Source organism: Caballeronia sp. LZ065, assembly GCF_031450975.1.
Taxonomy (GTDB): domain Bacteria; phylum Pseudomonadota; class Gammaproteobacteria; order Burkholderiales; family Burkholderiaceae; genus Caballeronia.
In genome coordinates, this window is record NZ_JARUXV010000001.1 from 2,705,485 (window position 1) to 2,723,577 (window position 18,093).

Below are 18,093 nucleotides of genomic sequence, written 5' to 3' on the forward strand. Positions count from 1 at the left end.
CGCTGCCGCCGATCTCCCGCCCGCCAACGCGCTGTACGCCGCGGTCGAAGCCAATCCCGACGATCTCGACGCGCGTTTCGCGCTGGCCAACCGCTTGATCGCGGGCCGCGAATTCGACGGCGCGCTGGAGCATCTGCTGGAAATCGTCGTGCGCGACCGTGCCTTCATGGACGACGTCGGCCGCAAGACCATGCTCTCGGTCTTCGAACTCGCCGCGAATCAGCCGGATGTCGTCTCGCGCTGGCGGCGCCGGCTCAGCGCGGCGATGAACTGAACGTCGCGCAACACTGAACGGCCAGCTCGATGCAGCTGGCCGTTTTGCATTGGAAACGCGCGACGCTCAGGCCGCGCGTTTCGCCAGATCCCTCAGCACGCGCGCGGCGGCCGCGAAACCGAAACTCGCCGTCACGCACACGCTCGAACCGAAGCCCGCGCAGTTGAGCCCGACCGGGCCCTGATGTCCGCCGCCGGTTTCCAGATGCTCGGCGCCCTCGCTCAGATCGCAGACGGGCGCATCGGGATAGATCAGCGGCTCGTCCGAATACACGGCATTCACCTTGAACCGCGCCTTCGGTCCGCGCGGAAAGCCGTGCAGCTTGCGCAACTGGCCACGCACCTTCGACAGCAGCGGATCCTGAATGGTCAGCGCGAGATCGTCGATGCGGATGCGCGTCGGATCGAGCTGCCCGCCCGCGCCGCCCACCGTGATCAGCGGCTGCCCGCTCTTCACGCACCACGCGATCAGCGCGGTCTTCGTGCGCACGCTGTCGATGGCGTCGACCACGTAATCGAAGCCGTTGCCGAGCACTGCATCGAAGTTGCCGGGCTCGATGAAGTCCTCGATCTCACGCACTTCGCACGCCGGATCGATCAGCCGGATACGTTCGGCCATGGCCGTGACCTTGGCCTTGCCGTAGTTGCCGTCGAGCGCGTGGATCTGGCGGTTCGTGTTGCTCTCGGCGACATTGTCCAGATCGATCAGCGTCAAGCGGCCCACCGCGCTGCGGGCCAGCGCCTCCGCCACCCACGAACCGACGCCGCCAATGCCGATCACCGCGACGTGCGCGCGTTCGAACACGGCCAGCGCGGGCGCGCCGTACAGACGCGCAATACCGCCGAAACGGCGCTCGCGGTCGGCGGCGTCAGCGGAGAGAGAAGCGGAGGAAACGGAGGAAGCGTTCATATCGGACGAGGTAAAAAGCACGCTGCATTGAAAGCAATTCTGAAGCCCGCAACAAGCCGAAATACGGCCAATGCTTGTGCTGCCTCAACATTTGCTTTCAAGTGCCTGTCGGCGTTTCGTTCAGGGGTACGGATCCATGCAAAATACGGCCGGATTGCGTATTCTGCCTTATCGAAACCCGTGACGTGATAGCCGCTCACGATCCTTCCCATGCTCCCGGAGTCGCGCCCGGGTAATCAGGGCAAGATCGTTTCACGTTGGCTATACTGTCGCGACTGTAGCGTTTGCATAAAAATGACGACTCTTGCAGATCTTCGCCAAAACTATTCGCGCGGTGCGCTGGACGCGGCCGACGTCGACCCGAACCCGGTACGCCAATTCGAAACCTGGTTCGCACAAGCACTCGATGCGAAGTTGCCCGAACCCAATGCCATGACCGTGGCCACCGTCGACGCAACGGGCCGGCCTTCCGCCCGCATCGTGCTCATCAAGGGCGTCGACGAACGCGGCTTCGTCTTCTTCACCAATTACGACAGCCGCAAGGGCCGCGAACTCGCCGCCCATCCCGCAGCCAGCCTGCTGTTCCACTGGATCGAACTCGAGCGCCAGGTGCGCATCGAGGGGCGCGTCGAAAAGACCAGCGACGCGGAAAGCGACGCGTACTACGCCTCGCGTCCGCTCGGTTCGCGGATCGGCGCGTGGGCCTCGCCGCAGAGCGAGCCGCTCGACAGCCGCGCGACGCTCGAAGCGCGCGAGCGCGAGATGATCGCCCGCTATGGCGACGCCCCGCCGCGTCCGCCGCACTGGGGCGGTTATCGCGTCGTGCCCGACACCATCGAATTCTGGCAGGGGCGCCCCTCGCGCCTGCACGACCGCATCGTCTATACGCGGGATCGTGCGGACGACGCGTGGCGAATCACGAGACTCGCGCCCTGACGCGAGCACTGTGGCAAGCGAGACGACAACGGCAACGAGAATGAAGGCGCACGCCTTCCCCTTGATTTTCTTAGCGCGGAGAAACAGGCATGTTCTGGGAGAAGAAGCTGACGCAATGGGTTGAGGAAGTGCGGGACCGGGCCAACCTGCCCGCGCGTCTCGTGCTGTGGGACGGCCAGCAGCATGACTTCGGCCAGTTCGCCGCGCCGCAGGTCACCCTGCATGTGAAGAGCGCCACCGCGCTGCAATACCTGCTCGAACCGACCCTCGACAATCTCGGTGAAGCCTATGTCAAAGGCAAGATCGACATCGAAGGGAAGCTGAGCGACATCATCAACATCAGCTATTCGCTCGCGAAGAACACGGTGACCAGCGCCAGCAAGCTGGCCCGCGTGCGACGCTACTTCACTCATTCGAAGGCGTCGGACAAGAAGGCCATTCAGTACCACTACGACGTGTCGAACGAGTTCTACCAGCTGTGGCTCGACAAGAACATGGTCTACTCCTGCGCGTACTTCGAGAACGGCGACGAAGACATCGACACCGCGCAGTTGAAGAAGATCGACCACATCCTGACCAAGATCCAGGTGCAGCCAGGGCACACGCTGCTCGACATCGGCTGCGGCTGGGGCGCGCTCGTGATTCGCGCAGCGCAGAAGTTCGGCGCGAAATGCGTGGGCGTCACGCTCTCGGAAAACCAGTTCAAGCTGGCAACCGAACGCGTCAAGGCCGCCGGGCTGGAAGACAGGATCGAGATCCGCCTGCAGGATTACCGCGACGTCCCGGGACAATTCGACCGCATCACGAGCGTCGGCATGTTCGAGCACGTCGGGCGCAAGAACCTGCCGGGCTACTTCGCTCGGATCCGCGAATTGCTGGTCGACGACGGCATCGCGATGAATCACGGCATCACCTCGTCGGACGCCGACAGCGGCGAGACCTCGCTCGGCGGCGGCGATTTCATCGACAAATACGTGTTCCCGGACGGCGAGCTGCCGCACATCAGCCTCGCCTTGCAGACGATGCAGGAAGGCGGGCTGGAGGCGCTCGACGTCGAGAGTCTGCGCCGTCACTACGCGCACACGCTCGACGTCTGGGCCGAGCGCTTCGAGGCGAACGCCGAGGAAGCGAGAAAACTCGTGGACGACGAGCATTTCCGCATCTGGCGCGTGTATCTGGCGGGCTGTGCGTATGCGTTCGAAAATGACGACGTGTCGATCTACCAGGTGATCTGCCGCAAGGCGGGACGCAGCGCGAAGACGCTGCCGTGGTCGCGGCGTTATATCTACGAGAAGGCGCTCTGAACCGCGATCTCACGCAGCACGAGGCGGGCGGGCCGGACGAGGACACCCTCGATCTGTTCGGCGAGCCTGCGTCTGTGGTGGGTGAGCCTTCGAAGCCCCTTCCGACGCCGAAGTCGACGCCGAAGTCCACCAAAGCGCGCGGCGTGCTGCCCGCGCCGTTGCAGCCCGAACTCGAACTTCTTGCACAACGCCTTCCCGATTCGATCCATCTCGGCACCTCGACATGGTCGTTTCCGGGCTGGCGCGGCATCGTCTACGGCGACGACTACCCAAACACCAAGCTCTCGCGCGACGGTCTCGCCGCGTACGGCGCGCATCCGCTGCTACGAAGCGTATCAATCGACCGCTCGTTCTATGCGCCGCTGTCGCTCGCCGAATACGCACGCTATGCGTCGCAGGTGCCCGATCACTTCCGTTTCATCGTCAAGGCGCCTGCCTCCGTCACCGATGCCTTCGTGCGCGGCGAGCGCGGCGTGCCCGACGCGGACAATCCCGCGTTCCTGAACGCGCAGATTGCCATCGACGAGTTCGTGACGCCGTGCATCGGCGGACTCGGCGCGAAGGCCGGCGCGCTGGTGTTCCAGTTCTCGCCGCTGCCGGATGCGCTGGTGGTCGAGCCGGCGGTGTTCATCGATCGTCTCTCGGCATTCTTGAACGCGCTGCCGCCGCTCGAAGGCGACGCCTGCTATGCCGTGGAAATACGCGACGCGGTCATGCTCACGCCGCGTTTCATCCGCGCGTTGCGGGAGGCGAAGGTGCGCTATTGCATCGGCGTGCACGCGCGCATGCCCGACGTGCGCCGCCAGGCGAAAGCGCTCGCGCTGCTGGATGAAACCGGGATGGGGCCGCTCGTCGTGCGCTGGAGCCTGCACAGCGGCTTCCGTTACGAACAGGCGAAGGCGAAGTACGAGCCGTTCGACCGGATCGTCGACGAAGATCTCGACACGCGCGAAGCGCTGGCCGACCTGGCCGCGCAATATGCGATCGCGGGCCAGCCGGTGGTGATCGCTGCGAACAACAAGGCGGAAGGCTCCGCGCCGCTCACGTGCTTCGAGCTGGCGCGGGGCATTGCCGCGGCGTGCGAACGGGCGCGCGCATCGTAACCGCGCTCACGCCTTTACGCCATCACGCCTTGAGGCGATGCGCGAACTTCTTGCGGAACTTGGCGACCTTCGGCCCGACGACCGCCGCGCAATAGCCCTGCTCCGGATGCTGCGCGAAGAAGTTCTGGTGATAGGCCTCGGCCGGATAGTAGTTGCCGTCGAGCGCGCTGACTTCCGTGACGATCCTGCCGCCGTAGATATCCTCGCGCTGGAGTTCCTCGATCACGTCGAGCGCAATCTTGCGCTGCTCGTCCGAATGCGTGAACACGACCGAGCGGTACTGCGTGCCGGTGTCGGCGCCCTGACGGTTGAGCTGGGTCGGATCGTGGGTCGCGAAAAAAATCTCAAGCACTTCCCGAAAGCCGATGACAGACGGATCGAACACGACCTTCACGACTTCTGCGTGGCCGGTGTCGCCACCGCAGACCTGTTCGTACGACGGATTCAGCACCTTGTCGCCCGCGTAGCCCGATTCGACCGATACCACACCTTGCACGGCCAGAAACACCGCTTCGGTACACCAGAAACAACCGCCGCCGAGCGTCGCGGTTTCGTATCCGGCCTGCTCGTTCTGCTGGGTCTGCTGAGTCATAAGGCGCAACTCCTCATCAAGTGCATGCGGCGCGTGCCGCGGACCATGCATATGGATGCGCCCGGCCGTTTCTTCAATGCATGCGCGGCCGGGATGCATTCATCGAGTTTATTGGGTTTGGACAGGCGACGCTGATTGGCCTCGCGGGCAGAAAACCTGCTTGCCCGGTACGGCCTTGAACCTACGGCGACAGCCGATTCCGCTAGAATCGCAACACATCACCTGTTTTTACATGACTTCCGAAAAGTCTCACCGACTGAAGCGCGACGCGCGGCCGGCTCGGTAGCACACGGCAGACTCGACCGCCCATCCGCACCATGACACGCGCCAAAGCCCCGAATTTCGACCCGTCAGCGTTTCGCACCGCACTCGGCCAGTTCGCGACCGGTGTCACCGTCATCACGACGCTCACGCCGTCCGGCCAGCCCATCGGCATCACGGCCAGTTCGTTCAACTCCGTTTCCCTCGATCCACCGCTCGTGCTGTGGAGCCTCGCGACCCGGTCGGCGTCGATGGCGGTTTTCCGCTCGAACAGTCACTACGTGGTCAACGTGCTGGCGGCGTCGCAGCTCGACTTGTGCCGGCGCTTCGCGACGGTCAAGGGCGACCGTTTCGCGGGCGTGTCGCACGCGGCCGGCGACAGCGGCATGCCGGTGCTGGACGGGGCCATCGCCTGGTTCGAGTGTCACAACCGGAGCCGCTATGACGAAGGCGACCACGTGATCTTCGTCGGCGAAGTGGAACGTTGCGGCATGCGCGAAGACAACGACCCCGCCGCCCCGCTCGTCTTTCAGGCGGGCAGCTTCCATACCCTCGGACCGCTGGACTGACCTGGGACTTCCCGGCTCAGGACGCCGCCGAGGACGCCGCTGATGACGTCCCGGACGACACCGCTGAGGACGCCCGCAATGCCGGCTGATCGATCAGCGCGACCGGCACGCCCGCGTCGTCTTTCATGGTTTGCAGCACGATGTTCGAGCGGATGTCGATCACGCCCGGCGCCTTGTACAGCTTCGAGAGAATGAAGTCGGAATAGTGCTTGAGGTTGTGCGCGAGCACCCGCAGCACGTAGTGCGTGTCGCCGGTCACGACGAACGCGCCGACCACTTCCGGCCAGTCGCGCACGGCGGCGGCGAACTTCTCGTGCCAGTTTTCCTCGTCGTTGCGCATCGAGACGTGGACGAACGCTTCCAGTTCGATACCGAGGCGTTCGCGGTCGAGGCACGCGCGATAGCTCGCGATCACCCCTTCCTCTTCGAGCAGACGCATTCGGCGCAGGCACGCCGACGGCGAGAGCGAAATGCGCTCCGCCAAGTCCAGGTTACTGATCCGTCCATCTTCCTGCAGTACCGCCAGAATTCGGCAATCCGTTGCATCGAGCGTGAAGCCGGTCATTTTTGAGTCCCCTAGGCCCGTTTCATCGAATTATGTTCTAAGCGCGACACTTTTGGGTATTTATTTCGCAAGCACCTTGCGAGACAACACGACTATGATTTGACGCATCTCCACGCTTTCTGCTAAAGCGCGTCATGACGCTGCTGGACATTTCCCCGCCCATCGAACCCGCCACGCCCGTCTGGCCGGGCGATACGCCCGTCGGCATCGAGCGTGTGTGGCGCATGGAAGCGGGCTCGCCGGTCAACGTCGCGCGGCTCACGCTGTCGCCGCACACCGGCGCGCACGCCGACGCCCCGCTCCACTACGACGAACACGGCGCGCCGATCGGCGCCGTCGCGCTCGACACCTATCTCGGCGCGTGCCGGGTCGTGCATTGCGTGGGCGTCACGCCGCTCGTGCTGCCGGAGCACGTCGCCGGGCAGCTCGACGACATGCCGCCGCGCGTCCTGCTGCGCACCTACCGGAACGCGCCGCTCGACGCCTGGGACAGCGCCTTCACCGCGGTCGCGCCCGACACCATCGACCTGCTGGCCCGGCACGGCGTGAAGCTGATTGGCATCGATACGCCGTCGCTCGACCCGCAGGAGTCGAAAACGATGGACGCGCACCGGCGCATCCGCGCGCACGGCATGGCGATCCTCGAAGGTCTCGTGCTCGATGCCGTCGCGCCGGGCGATTACGAACTGATCGCCCTGCCGCTCAAATTGTCCACGCTCGACGCCAGCCCGGTGCGCGCCGTCCTGCGTCCGCTGGCCTGATTCATAGTCATAGCCGATCTTTATTACAGAAATGGAATTTTCGATGCAACATCGTGACGAAGCCGCGGCGCTCGACCGCGACGACCCGCTGCACGGCCTGCGCGAGCAGTTCGCCCTCGCCGACGGCGTGATCTATCTCGACGGTAATTCGCTCGGCGTGCCGCCGAAGGCCGCCGCCGCGCGCGCGGCGAGCGTGATCGGCGCCGAATGGGGCGAAGGCCTGATCCGCAGCTGGAACACGGCCGGCTGGTTCGCGCTGCCGAAGCGCCTCGGCAACAAGCTTGCGCCGTTGATCGGCGCGGCCGAGGACGAAGTCGTCGTGACCGACACGATCTCCACGAATCTCTTCAAGGTCCTGTCCGCTGCGCTGAAGCGGGCGCACGAGCGCGATCCGAAGCGCCGCGTGATCGTCTCCGAACGTTCGAACTTCCCGACCGATCTGTACATCGCGCAAGGCCTGATCGAACAACTGGACCGCGGCTACGAGCTGCGCCTCGTCGACGATCCGTCCGACCTGCCCGCCGCCATCGACGAGCACACCGCGCTCGCGATGATCACGCACGTCAACTACCGAACGGGCGCCATGCATGACATGGCCGCGCTCACGCAGATGATCCAGCGCGCGGGCGCGCTGGCGGTGTGGGACCTGGCGCATTCGGCGGGGGCGGTGCCGGTCGACCTGAATGGCGTCGGCGCGGATTACGCGGTCGGTTGCACCTACAAGTACCTGAATGGCGGCCCCGGCTCGCCGGCCTTCGTCTGGGTGCCGAAACGGCATCAGAACGCCTTTTCGCAGCCGCTGTCCGGCTGGTGGGGCCACAAGAAGCCATTCGAAATGAACCCGGTCTATCGTCCGGACGACGGCATCGGGCGCTTCCTCTGCGGCACGCAGCCGATTGTCTCGATGGCGCTGGTCGAATGCGGTCTCGATGTCTTCCTGCAAACCGACATGCAGGCGCTGCGCCGCAAGTCGCTCGCGCTGAGCGATCTGTTCATCCAGCTGGTCGAGACGCGCTGTGGTGAATTTCCGCTGTCGCTCGCCACGCCGCGCGACCACGCACAACGCGGTTCGCAGGCGAGCTTCGAGCATCCGCACGGTTACGAGGTGATGCAGGCGCTGATCGCGCGGGGCGTGATCGGCGATTATCGCGAGCCGCGCATTCTGCGTTTCGGCTTCACGCCGCTCTACACGCGTTTCGTGGATGTGTGGGATGCCGTCGAGGTGCTGCGCGACGTCCTCGCAACCGAAAGCTGGCGGGCGCCCGAGTTCGCCGAGCGGGCGTCGGTAACCTGAGCGAGCGACGATCATGAACCAGACACAAGGCTGCCCGTTCGGGCATGGCGCAACCAGCACGGGCGAAACCGCCGGCGCCGGTCAAAAAGAAGGCTGGCACGAAGCCAAGCTCGACTTCACCGACTCGATGAGCTACGGCGATTACCTCGGCCTCGATGCCATCCTGAGCGCGCAGCATCCGCTCTCGCCGGATCACAACGAGATGCTGTTCATCGTGCAGCATCAGACGAGCGAGCTCTGGATGAAGCTCGCGCTCTACGAACTGCGCGCGGCGCTGGCGGCGGTGCATCGCGACGAACTGCCGCCCGCATTCAAGATGCTCGCGCGCGTGTCGCGCATCTTCGAGCAACTGGTGCAGGCGTGGAACGTCCTCGCGACGATGACGCCCTCCGAATACACCGCGATGCGCCCGTACCTCGGACAATCGTCGGGATTCCAGTCGCATCAGTACCGGCAGATCGAATTCATGCTCGGCAACAAGAACGAGCAGATGCTGAAGCCGCACGCGCATCGTCCGGACATTCACGAACAAGTGCGGGAAGCGCTCGAAACGCCCTCCTTCTACGACGAGGTGATTCGGCTGCTGGCCCGGCGCGGCTTCGACATCGATCCCGCGCGCCTGAGCCGCGACTGGTCGCAGCCCACGACCCACGACGCGTCGGTCGAAGCGGCCTGGCTCGCGGTGTATCGCGATCCGTCGCGGCACTGGGATCTGTACGAGATGGCCGAAGAGCTGGTCGACCTGGAAGACGCGTTCCGGCAATGGCGCTTCCGGCATGTGACGACGGTCGAGCGCATCATCGGTTTCAAGGGCGGCACCGGCGGCACGGCGGGCGCGTCCTATCTGCGCAAGATGCTCGACGTGGTGCTGTTTCCGGAGCTGTGGCACGTCCGGACGGTCTTGTAAGCGTTCAGGCCAGTCGTGCCGCCAGCGCCTTCAGACGCGGGCCGATGGTCTCGCGGAAATACGCCTCGCCCATCGACGACGCCGGCCCGCTGCTCGACAGCACCAGCCAGCGTCCGTTGCGCAAATCGCGGAACGGCGCGGCGACAGCGTTGACGTCGTCGTGCCATTCACGGAACGAGTAGCAGCAGCCTTCGCGCGCGAATTCACCGAGCGCGATGCGCGCCGCATCGACCTTGTCCGCGCCCTCGTTGCGGCCGAGCTCCTCCAGCAAGGCCTCGCGCGCCGCGGGCTCCTGCACGGCGAGCCAGGCGCGGCCCATCGAGCTCGTCAGCATCGACAGACGCGAGCCGGGCGCGAGGCCCAGCGTCAGCGCCGTTTCGCTGCGGATGGTGTCGAGATAGATCATGTCGAGCCCGTCGCGGCAGCCCAGCGACACCGCTGCGCCAATCTCCCTCGCCAGCGCGCGCATGTGCGGACGCGCCAGTTCGAGCGTGTCCGACTCCGCCAGCAACGTGAAACCCAGCGACAGCACGCCGGTGTCGAGCGCATATTTGCCGGCGGATTCGTCGAAGCGCAGATAGCCGAGTATCGTCAGCGTGTAGGCGAGGCGGTTGACCGTCGCCTTCGGCAAGCCGGTGCGCTCGACGAAATCGCGATTGCCGAGCAGCGTCTCGCCGGGACGGAACGCGCGCAACAGGTCGAGCCCGCGCGCCAGCGCAACGACGAATTTGCGCTCATCGAGGTCGTCCGGCGTGACATGGCGCAATGAAGCGGGCGTGGAATTTCGATTGGAGTCGGCTGACATCGGATGCTAAACTCAGGGCTGATTTGCAAAACATTGTTTCGCTTAGCGGAACGCATGTCAAGCGCGCGTGCTTGGGTTCCTGTACGACATCGAGCTTGGGGCGGCGACGCTTTTCACTGAAATCAGGAGATCGCACATGGCCGAAGCCGCCCGTTTCAACTGGGAAGATCCGCTGCTGCTGGATCAGCAACTGAGCGAAGACGAACGCATGGTGCGCGACGCGGCCCGCGCCTACGCGCAGGACAAGCTTCAGCCGCGCGTGATGCAGGCGTTCCGCGAGGAAAAGACAGATCCGTCGATCTTCCGCGAGATGGGCGAACTCGGTCTGCTCGGACCGACCATTCCGGAACAGTACGGCGGCGCGGGCCTCAACTATGTGTGCTACGGCCTGATCGCGCGGGAAGTGGAGCGCGTGGATTCGGGCTATCGCTCGATGATGTCCGTGCAGTCGTCGCTCGTCATGGTGCCGATCAACACCTTCGGCAGCGACGCGCAGAAGGACAAGTACCTGCCGAAGCTGGCGCGCGGCGAGTGGATAGGCTGCTTCGGCCTGACCGAGCCGAACGCCGGCTCCGACCCGGCCGGCATGACGACCCGCGCGAAAAAGGTACAGGACGGCTACTCCCTCTCCGGCACGAAGATGTGGATCTCGAACTCGCCCATCGCGGACGTTTTCGTGGTCTGGGCCAAACTGGAGGAGGACGGCCGTGACGACATCCGCGGCTTCATCCTCGAAAAGGGCTGGAAGGGACTGTCCGCCCCGGCGATCCACGGCAAGGTGGGACTGCGCGCGTCGATCACGGGTGAGATCGTGATGGACGAAGTGTTCGTGCCGGAGGAAAACCTGCTGCCAAACGTGCGCGGCCTGAAGGGTCCGTTCACGTGCCTGAACTCGGCGCGCTATGGCATTTCGTGGGGCGCGCTCGGCGCCGCCGAAGCGTGCTGGCACACGGCCCGGCAATACACGCTGGATCGCCAGCAGTTTGGCCGGCCGCTCGCGGCGAACCAGTTGATCCAGAAGAAGCTCGCCGACATGCAGACAGAAATCACGCTGGGTCTGCAAGGCGTGCTGCGTCTCGGACGCATGAAAGACGAAGGCACGGCGGCGGTGGAGATCACGTCCATCATGAAGCGCAATTCGTGCGGCAAGGCGCTGGATATCGCCCGCCTCGCGCGCGACATGCTTGGCGGCAACGGCATCTCCGATGAATTTGGCGTCGCGCGGCATCTGGTGAATCTCGAAGTCGTGAACACCTATGAAGGCACGCACGACATTCACGCACTGATACTGGGACGCGCGCAGACGGGCATTCAGGCGTTCTTCTGACAGCTTGGTTTAGCGTCGATGGCATGAGAGAGCCGGCACTTGCCGGCTCTTCGCATTTCAGGACCGCAAGGCTTTGTAACTTTCGATCCGTTGCTGAAACTTTTACGGGACAGATCGTATCCATTCGATACGATGTCGAAGCTTTGACCAGCTGTAGCGCCGCGGGCCGCGTCGGCGTACAGGTTGCGGAACTGGAATGAAATCTGCGTCATCTGGCCCGCGAGAGTCAGCCTCCTCGTCAGCGACCCCATCTTTGGTTACGATTCGCGTAGCCTCATCGATTGGAGCCTTTAATGTCAGAAATCAACAAGGAGCGATTCATGTCGGATATCAAAACCGTACTCGCTGACGCCGAAGACCTTTTGAAGCAAGCGGCGACCGCCACCGGTGAACGCGCCGCCGAGCTGCGCGAGACCGCTCTGGCCCGCCTCAAGCAGGCGAAGGAAAAGGCCGCCGACGCGCAAGTCGTCGTCATCGAACGAGGCAAGAAAGCAGCGCGCGCCACCGATGACTATGTGCATGAACATCCGTGGGCGTCCATTGGCATTGCGGCCGGCCTCGGCATGGTGATCGGCCTGCTCATCAATCGAAAGTAGAGGAAGCGCGGGCCGGTCTCGCTTCTGAGGCCAATGGCCCGTTGTTTGCTGAAGCTGAATCTGTCGGGGTCGCAACTGGACTGAACCGCACGCGCCTTGCCCGGGCGCGCGGCTCGACATTCGTACCGGCAGGCCGCCACGCGCGCCGGCCGGAAGCACACCAAGCGGCACCAACGCGCTTCTCGCATTCAAGCCATGACGACAGAACGGCCACCGCAGCAATCGTCCCCCGGACCATTGCGACGCATCATGACCTCCGCCTTCGCCATCTTCGAGACGCGCCTTGAACTGATCGGCATCGAGCTCCAGGAGGAGAAGGAACGTCTGATCGGCGTCCTGTTTCTCGGACTCACCGCCATGATGCTCGCGATGATGGCGCTCATCTCGCTGACCGTCCTGATCGCGATTTTCTTCTGGGACACGTACCGCTGGCAGGCGCTGGGCGGCATCACGCTGCTGTATGCGCTGATCGCAATCGCATGCGGCCTGCGGGCGCGCAGCAACCTGCGCGACGCGCCGAACCTGTTCGACGACACACTCGCCGAGTTCCGCAAGGACCGCGACATGTTTCGTTGATCCCCGATCCGCGCACCTGAATCCGCCATGAGCCAACAAGACGACACCTTCAAGACGCCGAAGCGCGACAAGATGCAGAAGCTGCGCACGCCGCACATGCGCGCGCTGCGCAAGGAACTGCTGATTGCGCGCGCGGACGTCGAACGCATGGAAATGCGCCAGGCGACGCACGACCTGCGTTCATCCATTACGCATTTCAGCTTCCTGCGCTTCCTGATCCCGGGCGGCGGCACCAGCCGCTGGAGCAAACGCGGCCGTGGCGCGTCGGCGGGCGGCGTCGGCGGGATGCTGGGATCGCTGCTCGGTTCGAAGAACGTCGGCATGCTGTTCAAGCAGTATCCGATCATCGGCTCCGTCGCCTCGCTCGTGCTCACCAAGACGGTGCGGACCAAGCTCCTGAGCGGCGCCAAGCCGCTGCTCAAGTGGGGCGGCCTCGGACTGGCCGGCTGGGAAGCCTGGCGCATCTATCAGCAGATGAAGTCGAATACGCCCGAGACTTCGAACGATGCCGTCGATCCGACGGTGTTCTGAAACCCTTCCGCCGCACTACATTTTTCCCGCCCAGCAGGCAAGCGACTGCGCCGTATCCAGCGGCGCGGTCGCGCCGGGCGCGCGATTCCAGCGCAGTCCGGTGGCATCGACGACAAACACACCACACGCGTCATCCTGCATCGCACCGGGCGAGACTGGCGTGGCTTCGATTCCATATCCGCCATTGGTGGCGTTCTCGGGCAGTACGGCGAGGCGATAGACGGCTCTGCCGCTCGATGGCGCCTGATCGAAGCCCGCGCTCAGGACGATGGCATCGCCGCTGGCCGCAACTTGCCCGAGCCGCGCTGTTTCGACGAACTGGACCGCCTTGAGCGCCGCAGTGGCGGCATCGACACGATGCGCCTTGGTCACATGAGTCCGGTAAGCCGGTACGGCAAATGCCGCCATCACCGCGGCCACGGCGAGCGCGATCATCAATTCGAGCAGACTGAACGCTGCTGTTCTTCTTGATTCGACTGGTTTCATGCGCGCCTCTCAGAACGGTCGGGCGACGACACGTCGCCAATGCTGCGCGCTGACGTCCTCGCCGACGTCGATGCGCAACTGCAGCCACGTTTCCGAGTCCGGCGTGGCGCCGAAACCGCGCGCGGTGATCAGGTAGGAAACCTCGGCCGCGCCAGACGGATGCGCCCACGCTTCGATCAGACATTGCGGCGCGCGGTAGGCATACGGCCAGGAGTCGAATGGCCGGACGGCGAGGGGCGCCGCGCCTTCGAACGAAGCCTTCGAGCGCCAGCGCGATGGCTCGCTGTTCGTCGCCGGCAGCGCGGCCGCGAGCATGTCGCTGCAGCGGCGCAGCGCGCCGTCCGCCGCGTGAAATGCCTGGGCCCGGTCGCGCGTTGCAACCGTCGAGCGCGCCGTGACAAGCGAGGTTTGCAGCCAGGCGCTCGCGGTGACCAGCATCATCGCAGCAAGCATCAGGACGATGGGCAACGTGGCGCCGCGCGAACGGGAACGGGACCGGGAACTTGGTTTCATAGCTCAACCGGCATCGCGCGTCGACAGAAGCGGCGCATTGCGCAGCGCGACGCGCCGCCAGAAGGCTTGTCGCGCGCGACCGTCGTCGCTGGAGGCGGGCGCGCCGTCGCAATCGACATGATTCACGCGGCGTTTCACCTGTGCCGTGAAGCCGCGCACGAGGACGCAGACATCCACGGCATGCACCTCCTTCCAGCGCGCGCGGGCGATACCCGAAGCGGCCAGCGCGGCGGGCGCGCCTGGCAACCAGTACAGGGCGCGAATGCGCTCGATGCCCTCGACGATTGGCTGCGCCTGCTTGCCGTTGCCTTCGCAATAGAGCTCGGGCTCGCCGGTGGAGGCGCTGGGCTTCGCATGGAAGCGATTGGTGGCGTAGGCATCAGGGACTGCCTGGCCGAGGCAGTCGGTGGGCGCCCCGCCGGAAGTGGGCCATGTGGCGATGGCGTCGGCCGCGTAGCGAACCTGCACGCCGTCTGAACGACTCGCGAGCGTCTCACAGGAAGCGGCCCCCTCCTCGCCGATCACGCGCCCCTGCGCACAACCGAAGAGCGGTGCGTCCAGGCTGGCGCGCGGGTCGAGGTCGGCGGCGAACCCTGCCATCTGCAACTGCTGACCGAGCATATCCAGCGCGATTGAAGCAGCTTCATGCATGCGCACCGCGTCTGTGGCACGTTCGAAGGCCGCGCGTTGGGCGCGATAAAGCGATAGACACGCGCTCACGATCGACAGGCCCAACGCGAGTGCGATGCTCAGTTCGAGCAGCGTGTGTCCGCGTGAGCGTGAGCCAGAGAGGCGGTGGCGCGGGTTCATCGGGCGAACGCCACGGCAACGCACGACGAGCGCGGTGGCGCCTGCGGCTCAGGACACGCCTGCCCGCGCTCTTCTGCATGCCAGCTCACGGTTGCGACATGCACGCCGGCTGCGCGATCGACCACGGCGACGTCTCCTGCAGGAAGGAGGAATGCCGCTCTCGTGCGCCATTGCGACAGGATCGCCGCGCTATCCGCATCGCCGCGCATGCCTTCTACGACGGAATCTGCAATCCATGCGGCGCGCTCGCGCAGCAGCGCCATGCGCTCGCCTCGCGCCAGCGCGCTCTGCAGGCCGGTCAGCCCCAATGCGGTCACCGCGGTGAGCGAGAGCGCAATCATCACCTCGACGAGCGAGTCGCCCCGTTGAATACGCTTCATGCCGATGCTCCGCACGCGCCCTGCGTCATGCGGGCGCGCCCGCCCGCCGCGATGCGGATGCAGCGTCGCAGCGCCGCGCTCGCGGAAGATTCGCCGCCGCGGGACGCGAACTCGAAACTGCGAAACCCGCCGATCACCTGCCCCGAGGGCGGCGTGAACGACATGTCGCTCGACGTTCCCGCAATGGACACCGACGACATCGCCGCCTGCAGCCGCAACAACACCGGCGCGCCCTCTCGTTCGACGAACAGCCCCCAGCCGCACGACCAATCCACAGCGCCGCCCTCGCAACTGCGCCCGGCTGCGAGGCAACGACGCGCGGCATCGATCCGGCACAGCGTGACGCGCACGCCGCGCCGAATGGTTTCGGCGCGAGCGAGTGACAGCGTGGAAAAGAGCGCATGCGCGCGCGCATCGACCTGATCGCGCATTTGCCAGGACACAAATGAAGGTGCGGCGAACATCGCGAGGATCGCCATCACGGCGAGCACGACGCACAGCTCGACGAGGGTGAAACCTGGAGGTACCCGGAGAAGCTTCTGGACCATCTGCATGCCTTATCGAGTGGATTGAGCCGGAGAGCCCAATCTAACGACAAAGCATGCTGGCCGCCATTAGCCGAATGGACGAGTGTTCACGCCACTCGAAGCCCGGCACACTGCGCGGACGAACGGCTGAAAACCTGTCTGGGAGAAAGAGATGCTTGAAAAATCAGCGCTTGCGCGAAGTGGATTTCTTCGGCGCGGCGCGCCGGAATTCCTCGAGCACGTCTTCGAATTCGGAGACGTCTTCGAAACGCTTGTAGACGGAAGCGAAACGGACGTAGGCAATCGTGTCGAGCTGACGCAACTCGTTCATGACGAGTTCGCCGAGCCGCTCGCTCTGCACTTCACGCTCGCCGCTGCCGAGCAGCTGATACTCGATGCGCGCGACAGAAGCGTCCACTGCATCCGCCGCAACGGGCCGCTTCCTGAGCGCGAGCTGCATGCTGGAAACAATCTTGCGCCGGTCGAACTCGACGCGGCTGCCATCTTTCTTGACGACCGAAGGCAGCGCCAACTCCACCCGTTCATACGTGGTGAAGCGCTTGTCGCACGCGGGACAGCGGCGCCGGCGCCGGATCGCCGCGCCGTCCTCCGACACGCGAGAATCCACGACCTGGGTGTCTTCGTGTCGGCAGAACGGGCAGCGCATGAGCGTCGGACTCGCAGATTAACGGTAGACCGGGAAACGCTTGGTCAGGTCGGACACTTGCGCGCGCACGCGCTCGAGGTTCGCCTGGTCTTCCGGGTTGTCGAGCACGTCGGCGATCAGATTGCCGACGATCTCGGCTTCCTTCATGCCGAAGCCGCGCGTGGTCATGGCCGGCGAGCCGAGACGCACGCCGCTCGTGACGAACGGCTTTTCCGGATCGTTCGGGATTGCGTTCTTGTTGACCGTGATGTGCGCGGCGCCCAGCGCGGCTTCAGCAGCCTTGCCCGTGATTTTCTTCGCGCGCAGGTCGACCAGCATCACGTGGCTTTCCGTGCGGCCCGACACGATGCGCAGGCCACGCTTCACCAGCGTTTCCGCCAGCACGCGCGCGTTCTCGACCACGGCCTGCTGATAGGTCTTGAACTCCGGCGAGAGCGCTTCCTTGAACGCAACGGCCTTCGCCGCAATCACGTGCATCAGGGGACCGCCCTGAATGCCCGGGAAAATCGCCGAGTTGATCTGTTTTTCGAACTCGGCCTTCATCAGGATCACGCCGCCGCGCGGGCCGCGCAGGCTCTTGTGCGTGGTCGTGGTGACGAAGTCCGCGTGCGGCACCGGGTTCGGATACACGCCGGCGGCGATCAGGCCGGCATAGTGCGCCATGTCGACCATGAAGTAGGCGCCGACGCTCTTGGCGATCTTCGAGAGACGTTCGAAGTCGATCTTCAGTGCAAACGCCGAAGCGCCCGCGACGATCAGCTTCGGCTTGTGTTCCTTGGCAAGCGCTTCGGTCTTGTCGTAGTCGATGTCTTCGGCTTCGTTCAGGCCGTAGCTCACGACGTTGAACCACTTGCCCGACATGTTCACGGGCGAGCCGTGCGTCAGGTGACCGCCTTCGGCGAGGCTCATGCCCATGATCGTGTCGCCCGGCTTGAGCACCGCGAAGAACACGCCCTGGTTGGCCTGCGAGCCGGAGTTCGGCTGCACGTTCGCCGCTTCCGCGCCGAACAGCTGCTTCACGCGGTCGATGGCGAGCTGCTCCACCACGTCCACATACTCGCAGCCGCCGTAATAACGCTTGCCCGGATAGCCTTCAGCGTATTTGTTGGTCAGTTGCGAACCTTGCGCGGCCATGACCGCCGGCGAGGTGTAGTTTTCCGACGCGATCAGCTCGATGTGATCTTCCTGGCGGCGGTTTTCCTGCTCGATCGCCTTGAGCAGTTCGGGATCGACTTTGGCGAGGGTACTTTCGGCTCTGTCAAACATACGTTTTCCGTGAGTTCAATTCAGGTTGACCGGATCGCGCTTACGTCATTTTCGAAACAGACGTGCTCGAAGCAGACGCAACAGGCGCTGGACACCGATGGAGTCCAGGCGCGACGGATGAGGGAAGAATCCGA

The 18,093-nt window shown here is 64.6% G+C and carries 23 protein-coding genes; 12 read left to right on the top strand and 11 right to left on the bottom strand.

Annotation, left to right across the window (positions count from 1 at the left end; all coding sequences use genetic code 11):
* A partial coding sequence (locus tag QCE63_RS12465; protein ID WP_309833205.1) for a tetratricopeptide repeat protein occupies positions 1-274 on the top strand: 274 nt, incomplete at its 5' end.
* A gap of 66 nt (positions 275-340) precedes the next feature.
* Here QCE63_RS12465 and QCE63_RS12470 read toward each other — a convergent pair.
* Positions 341-1,183, bottom strand: a complete 843-nt coding sequence (locus QCE63_RS12470) for a tRNA threonylcarbamoyladenosine dehydratase (protein WP_309833209.1) — start codon at positions 1,181-1,183, stop codon at positions 341-343.
* 294 nt (positions 1,184-1,477) lie between these two features.
* On the opposite strand from QCE63_RS12470, the gene pdxH reads away from it, so the two are divergent.
* The 3 genes from pdxH to QCE63_RS12485 all read left to right on the top strand — a co-directional run bounded on the left by pdxH (position 1,478) and on the right by QCE63_RS12485 (position 4,526).
* Entirely contained in the window at positions 1,478-2,119 is a 642-nt protein-coding gene (pdxH, locus tag QCE63_RS12475; RefSeq protein WP_309833212.1) for a pyridoxamine 5'-phosphate oxidase, read from the top strand.
* A gap of 89 nt (positions 2,120-2,208) precedes the next feature.
* On the top strand, positions 2,209-3,423 hold the full coding sequence (locus QCE63_RS12480; RefSeq protein ID WP_309833215.1) for a cyclopropane-fatty-acyl-phospholipid synthase family protein: 1,215 nt from the start codon (positions 2,209-2,211) through the stop codon (positions 3,421-3,423).
* Between the two features lie 53 nt (positions 3,424-3,476).
* Entirely contained in the window at positions 3,477-4,526 is a 1,050-nt protein-coding gene (locus QCE63_RS12485) for a DUF72 domain-containing protein (RefSeq protein WP_404990123.1), read from the top strand.
* Between the two features lie 22 nt (positions 4,527-4,548).
* Here QCE63_RS12485 and msrA read toward each other — a convergent pair whose 3' ends face one another.
* Positions 4,549-5,118, bottom strand: a complete 570-nt coding sequence (msrA, locus tag QCE63_RS12490) for a peptide-methionine (S)-S-oxide reductase MsrA (RefSeq protein WP_309833218.1) — start codon at positions 5,116-5,118, stop codon at positions 4,549-4,551.
* Between the two features lie 317 nt (positions 5,119-5,435).
* On the opposite strand from msrA, the gene QCE63_RS12495 reads away from it, so the two are divergent.
* Positions 5,436-5,948 (top strand): flavin reductase family protein, encoded by a 513-nt coding sequence (locus tag QCE63_RS12495; protein WP_309833220.1) that lies wholly within the window; start codon positions 5,436-5,438, stop codon positions 5,946-5,948.
* A 16-nt stretch (positions 5,949-5,964) separates the two neighbouring features.
* Here the strand turns inward: QCE63_RS12495 and QCE63_RS12500 are convergent, their stop codons facing one another.
* Positions 5,965-6,513, bottom strand: coding sequence for an Lrp/AsnC family transcriptional regulator (locus QCE63_RS12500; protein WP_309833222.1), 549 nt, complete (start codon positions 6,511-6,513; stop codon positions 5,965-5,967).
* Positions 6,514-6,647: 134 nt separating this feature from the next.
* Between QCE63_RS12500 and kynB the strand changes: the two genes are divergently transcribed.
* From kynB to kynA, 3 genes are read left to right on the top strand one after another with little or no spacing between them, the layout of a single operon-like run.
* Positions 6,648-7,274, top strand: a complete 627-nt coding sequence (gene kynB, locus QCE63_RS12505) for an arylformamidase (protein WP_309833224.1) — start codon at positions 6,648-6,650, stop codon at positions 7,272-7,274.
* A gap of 43 nt (positions 7,275-7,317) precedes the next feature.
* Positions 7,318-8,568 carry a kynureninase gene (gene kynU / locus QCE63_RS12510; RefSeq protein ID WP_309833228.1) on the top strand — a complete coding sequence of 417 codons (1,251 nt, stop codon included), beginning with the start codon at positions 7,318-7,320 and terminating at the stop codon, positions 8,566-8,568.
* A gap of 13 nt (positions 8,569-8,581) precedes the next feature.
* Complete coding sequence (gene kynA / locus QCE63_RS12515; RefSeq protein WP_309833229.1) at positions 8,582-9,475, top strand: tryptophan 2,3-dioxygenase; 894 nt, start codon at positions 8,582-8,584, stop codon at positions 9,473-9,475.
* A gap of 4 nt (positions 9,476-9,479) precedes the next feature.
* Here kynA and QCE63_RS12520 read toward each other — a convergent pair whose 3' ends face one another.
* Entirely contained in the window at positions 9,480-10,280 is an 801-nt protein-coding gene (locus QCE63_RS12520; protein WP_309833232.1) for an IclR family transcriptional regulator, read from the bottom strand.
* A gap of 136 nt (positions 10,281-10,416) precedes the next feature.
* Here QCE63_RS12520 and QCE63_RS12525 point away from each other — a divergent pair, with 136 nt between their 5' ends.
* The 4 genes from QCE63_RS12525 to QCE63_RS12540 all read left to right on the top strand — a co-directional run bounded on the left by QCE63_RS12525 (position 10,417) and on the right by QCE63_RS12540 (position 13,310).
* Positions 10,417-11,607, top strand: a complete 1,191-nt coding sequence (locus tag QCE63_RS12525; protein ID WP_309833235.1) for an acyl-CoA dehydrogenase — start codon at positions 10,417-10,419, stop codon at positions 11,605-11,607.
* A gap of 293 nt (positions 11,608-11,900) precedes the next feature.
* Positions 11,901-12,203, top strand: coding sequence for a DUF883 family protein (locus tag QCE63_RS12530; RefSeq protein WP_309833236.1), 303 nt, complete (start codon positions 11,901-11,903; stop codon positions 12,201-12,203).
* A 195-nt stretch (positions 12,204-12,398) separates the two neighbouring features.
* Positions 12,399-12,779 (top strand): phage holin family protein, encoded by a 381-nt coding sequence (locus QCE63_RS12535; RefSeq protein WP_309833239.1) that lies wholly within the window; start codon positions 12,399-12,401, stop codon positions 12,777-12,779.
* A gap of 27 nt (positions 12,780-12,806) precedes the next feature.
* Positions 12,807-13,310, top strand: coding sequence for a DUF3318 domain-containing protein (locus tag QCE63_RS12540; RefSeq protein ID WP_309833241.1), 504 nt, complete (start codon positions 12,807-12,809; stop codon positions 13,308-13,310).
* 15 nt (positions 13,311-13,325) lie between these two features.
* On the opposite strand, the gene QCE63_RS12545 is transcribed toward QCE63_RS12540, so the two are convergent.
* The 7 genes from QCE63_RS12545 to glyA all read right to left on the bottom strand — a co-directional run bounded on the left by QCE63_RS12545 (position 13,326) and on the right by glyA (position 17,959).
* Positions 13,326-13,796 carry a type IV pilin protein gene (locus tag QCE63_RS12545; RefSeq protein WP_309833245.1) on the bottom strand — a complete coding sequence of 157 codons (471 nt, stop codon included), beginning with the start codon at positions 13,794-13,796 and terminating at the stop codon, positions 13,326-13,328.
* A 9-nt stretch (positions 13,797-13,805) separates the two neighbouring features.
* Positions 13,806-14,234: a hypothetical protein gene (locus QCE63_RS12550; protein WP_309833247.1), complete on the bottom strand. Its 429-nt coding sequence runs from the start codon at positions 14,232-14,234 to the stop codon at positions 13,806-13,808.
* Positions 14,235-14,312: 78 nt separating this feature from the next.
* Entirely contained in the window at positions 14,313-15,119 is an 807-nt protein-coding gene (locus QCE63_RS12555; protein ID WP_309833250.1) for a PilW family protein, read from the bottom strand.
* Positions 15,116-15,499: a prepilin-type cleavage/methylation domain-containing protein gene (locus QCE63_RS12560; protein WP_309833252.1), complete on the bottom strand. Its 384-nt coding sequence runs from the start codon at positions 15,497-15,499 to the stop codon at positions 15,116-15,118. The genes QCE63_RS12555 and QCE63_RS12560 overlap by 4 nt, the downstream gene beginning before the upstream one ends.
* Positions 15,496-16,053 carry a GspH/FimT family pseudopilin gene (locus QCE63_RS12565; protein WP_309833258.1) on the bottom strand — a complete coding sequence of 186 codons (558 nt, stop codon included), beginning with the start codon at positions 16,051-16,053 and terminating at the stop codon, positions 15,496-15,498. The genes QCE63_RS12560 and QCE63_RS12565 overlap by 4 nt, the downstream gene beginning before the upstream one ends.
* A gap of 157 nt (positions 16,054-16,210) precedes the next feature.
* Positions 16,211-16,693, bottom strand: a complete 483-nt coding sequence (gene nrdR / locus QCE63_RS12570; RefSeq protein WP_309833259.1) for a transcriptional regulator NrdR — start codon at positions 16,691-16,693, stop codon at positions 16,211-16,213.
* An 18-nt stretch (positions 16,694-16,711) separates the two neighbouring features.
* Positions 16,712-17,959 (bottom strand): serine hydroxymethyltransferase, encoded by a 1,248-nt coding sequence (gene glyA / locus QCE63_RS12575; protein ID WP_309833262.1) that lies wholly within the window; start codon positions 17,957-17,959, stop codon positions 16,712-16,714.
* Positions 17,960-18,093: the final 134 nt, after the last annotated feature.

Coding starts and splice junctions, on each gene's coding strand:
- QCE63_RS12470 (WP_309833209.1), bottom strand. CDS start 1,183: ATGAACGCTTCCTCCGTTTCCTCCGCTTCTCTCTCCGCTGACGCCGCC.
- pdxH (WP_309833212.1), top strand. CDS start 1,478: ATGACGACTCTTGCAGATCTTCGCCAAAACTATTCGCGCGGTGCGCTG.
- QCE63_RS12480 (WP_309833215.1), top strand. CDS start 2,209: ATGTTCTGGGAGAAGAAGCTGACGCAATGGGTTGAGGAAGTGCGGGAC.
- msrA (WP_309833218.1), bottom strand. CDS start 5,118: ATGACTCAGCAGACCCAGCAGAACGAGCAGGCCGGATACGAAACCGCG.
- QCE63_RS12495 (WP_309833220.1), top strand. CDS start 5,436: ATGACACGCGCCAAAGCCCCGAATTTCGACCCGTCAGCGTTTCGCACC.
- QCE63_RS12500 (WP_309833222.1), bottom strand. CDS start 6,513: ATGACCGGCTTCACGCTCGATGCAACGGATTGCCGAATTCTGGCGGTA.
- kynB (WP_309833224.1), top strand. CDS start 6,648: ATGACGCTGCTGGACATTTCCCCGCCCATCGAACCCGCCACGCCCGTC.
- kynU (WP_309833228.1), top strand. CDS start 7,318: ATGCAACATCGTGACGAAGCCGCGGCGCTCGACCGCGACGACCCGCTG.
- kynA (WP_309833229.1), top strand. CDS start 8,582: ATGAACCAGACACAAGGCTGCCCGTTCGGGCATGGCGCAACCAGCACG.
- QCE63_RS12520 (WP_309833232.1), bottom strand. CDS start 10,280: ATGTCAGCCGACTCCAATCGAAATTCCACGCCCGCTTCATTGCGCCAT.
- QCE63_RS12525 (WP_309833235.1), top strand. CDS start 10,417: ATGGCCGAAGCCGCCCGTTTCAACTGGGAAGATCCGCTGCTGCTGGAT.
- QCE63_RS12530 (WP_309833236.1), top strand. CDS start 11,901: ATGTCAGAAATCAACAAGGAGCGATTCATGTCGGATATCAAAACCGTA.
- QCE63_RS12535 (WP_309833239.1), top strand. CDS start 12,399: ATGACGACAGAACGGCCACCGCAGCAATCGTCCCCCGGACCATTGCGA.
- QCE63_RS12540 (WP_309833241.1), top strand. CDS start 12,807: ATGAGCCAACAAGACGACACCTTCAAGACGCCGAAGCGCGACAAGATG.
- QCE63_RS12545 (WP_309833245.1), bottom strand. CDS start 13,796: ATGAAACCAGTCGAATCAAGAAGAACAGCAGCGTTCAGTCTGCTCGAA.
- QCE63_RS12550 (WP_309833247.1), bottom strand. CDS start 14,234: ATGCTGGTCACCGCGAGCGCCTGGCTGCAAACCTCGCTTGTCACGGCG.
- QCE63_RS12555 (WP_309833250.1), bottom strand. CDS start 15,119: ATGAACCCGCGCCACCGCCTCTCTGGCTCACGCTCACGCGGACACACG.
- QCE63_RS12560 (WP_309833252.1), bottom strand. CDS start 15,499: ATGAAGCGTATTCAACGGGGCGACTCGCTCGTCGAGGTGATGATTGCG.
- QCE63_RS12565 (WP_309833258.1), bottom strand. CDS start 16,053: ATGCAGATGGTCCAGAAGCTTCTCCGGGTACCTCCAGGTTTCACCCTC.
- nrdR (WP_309833259.1), bottom strand. CDS start 16,693: ATGCGCTGCCCGTTCTGCCGACACGAAGACACCCAGGTCGTGGATTCT.
- glyA (WP_309833262.1), bottom strand. CDS start 17,959: ATGTTTGACAGAGCCGAAAGTACCCTCGCCAAAGTCGATCCCGAACTG.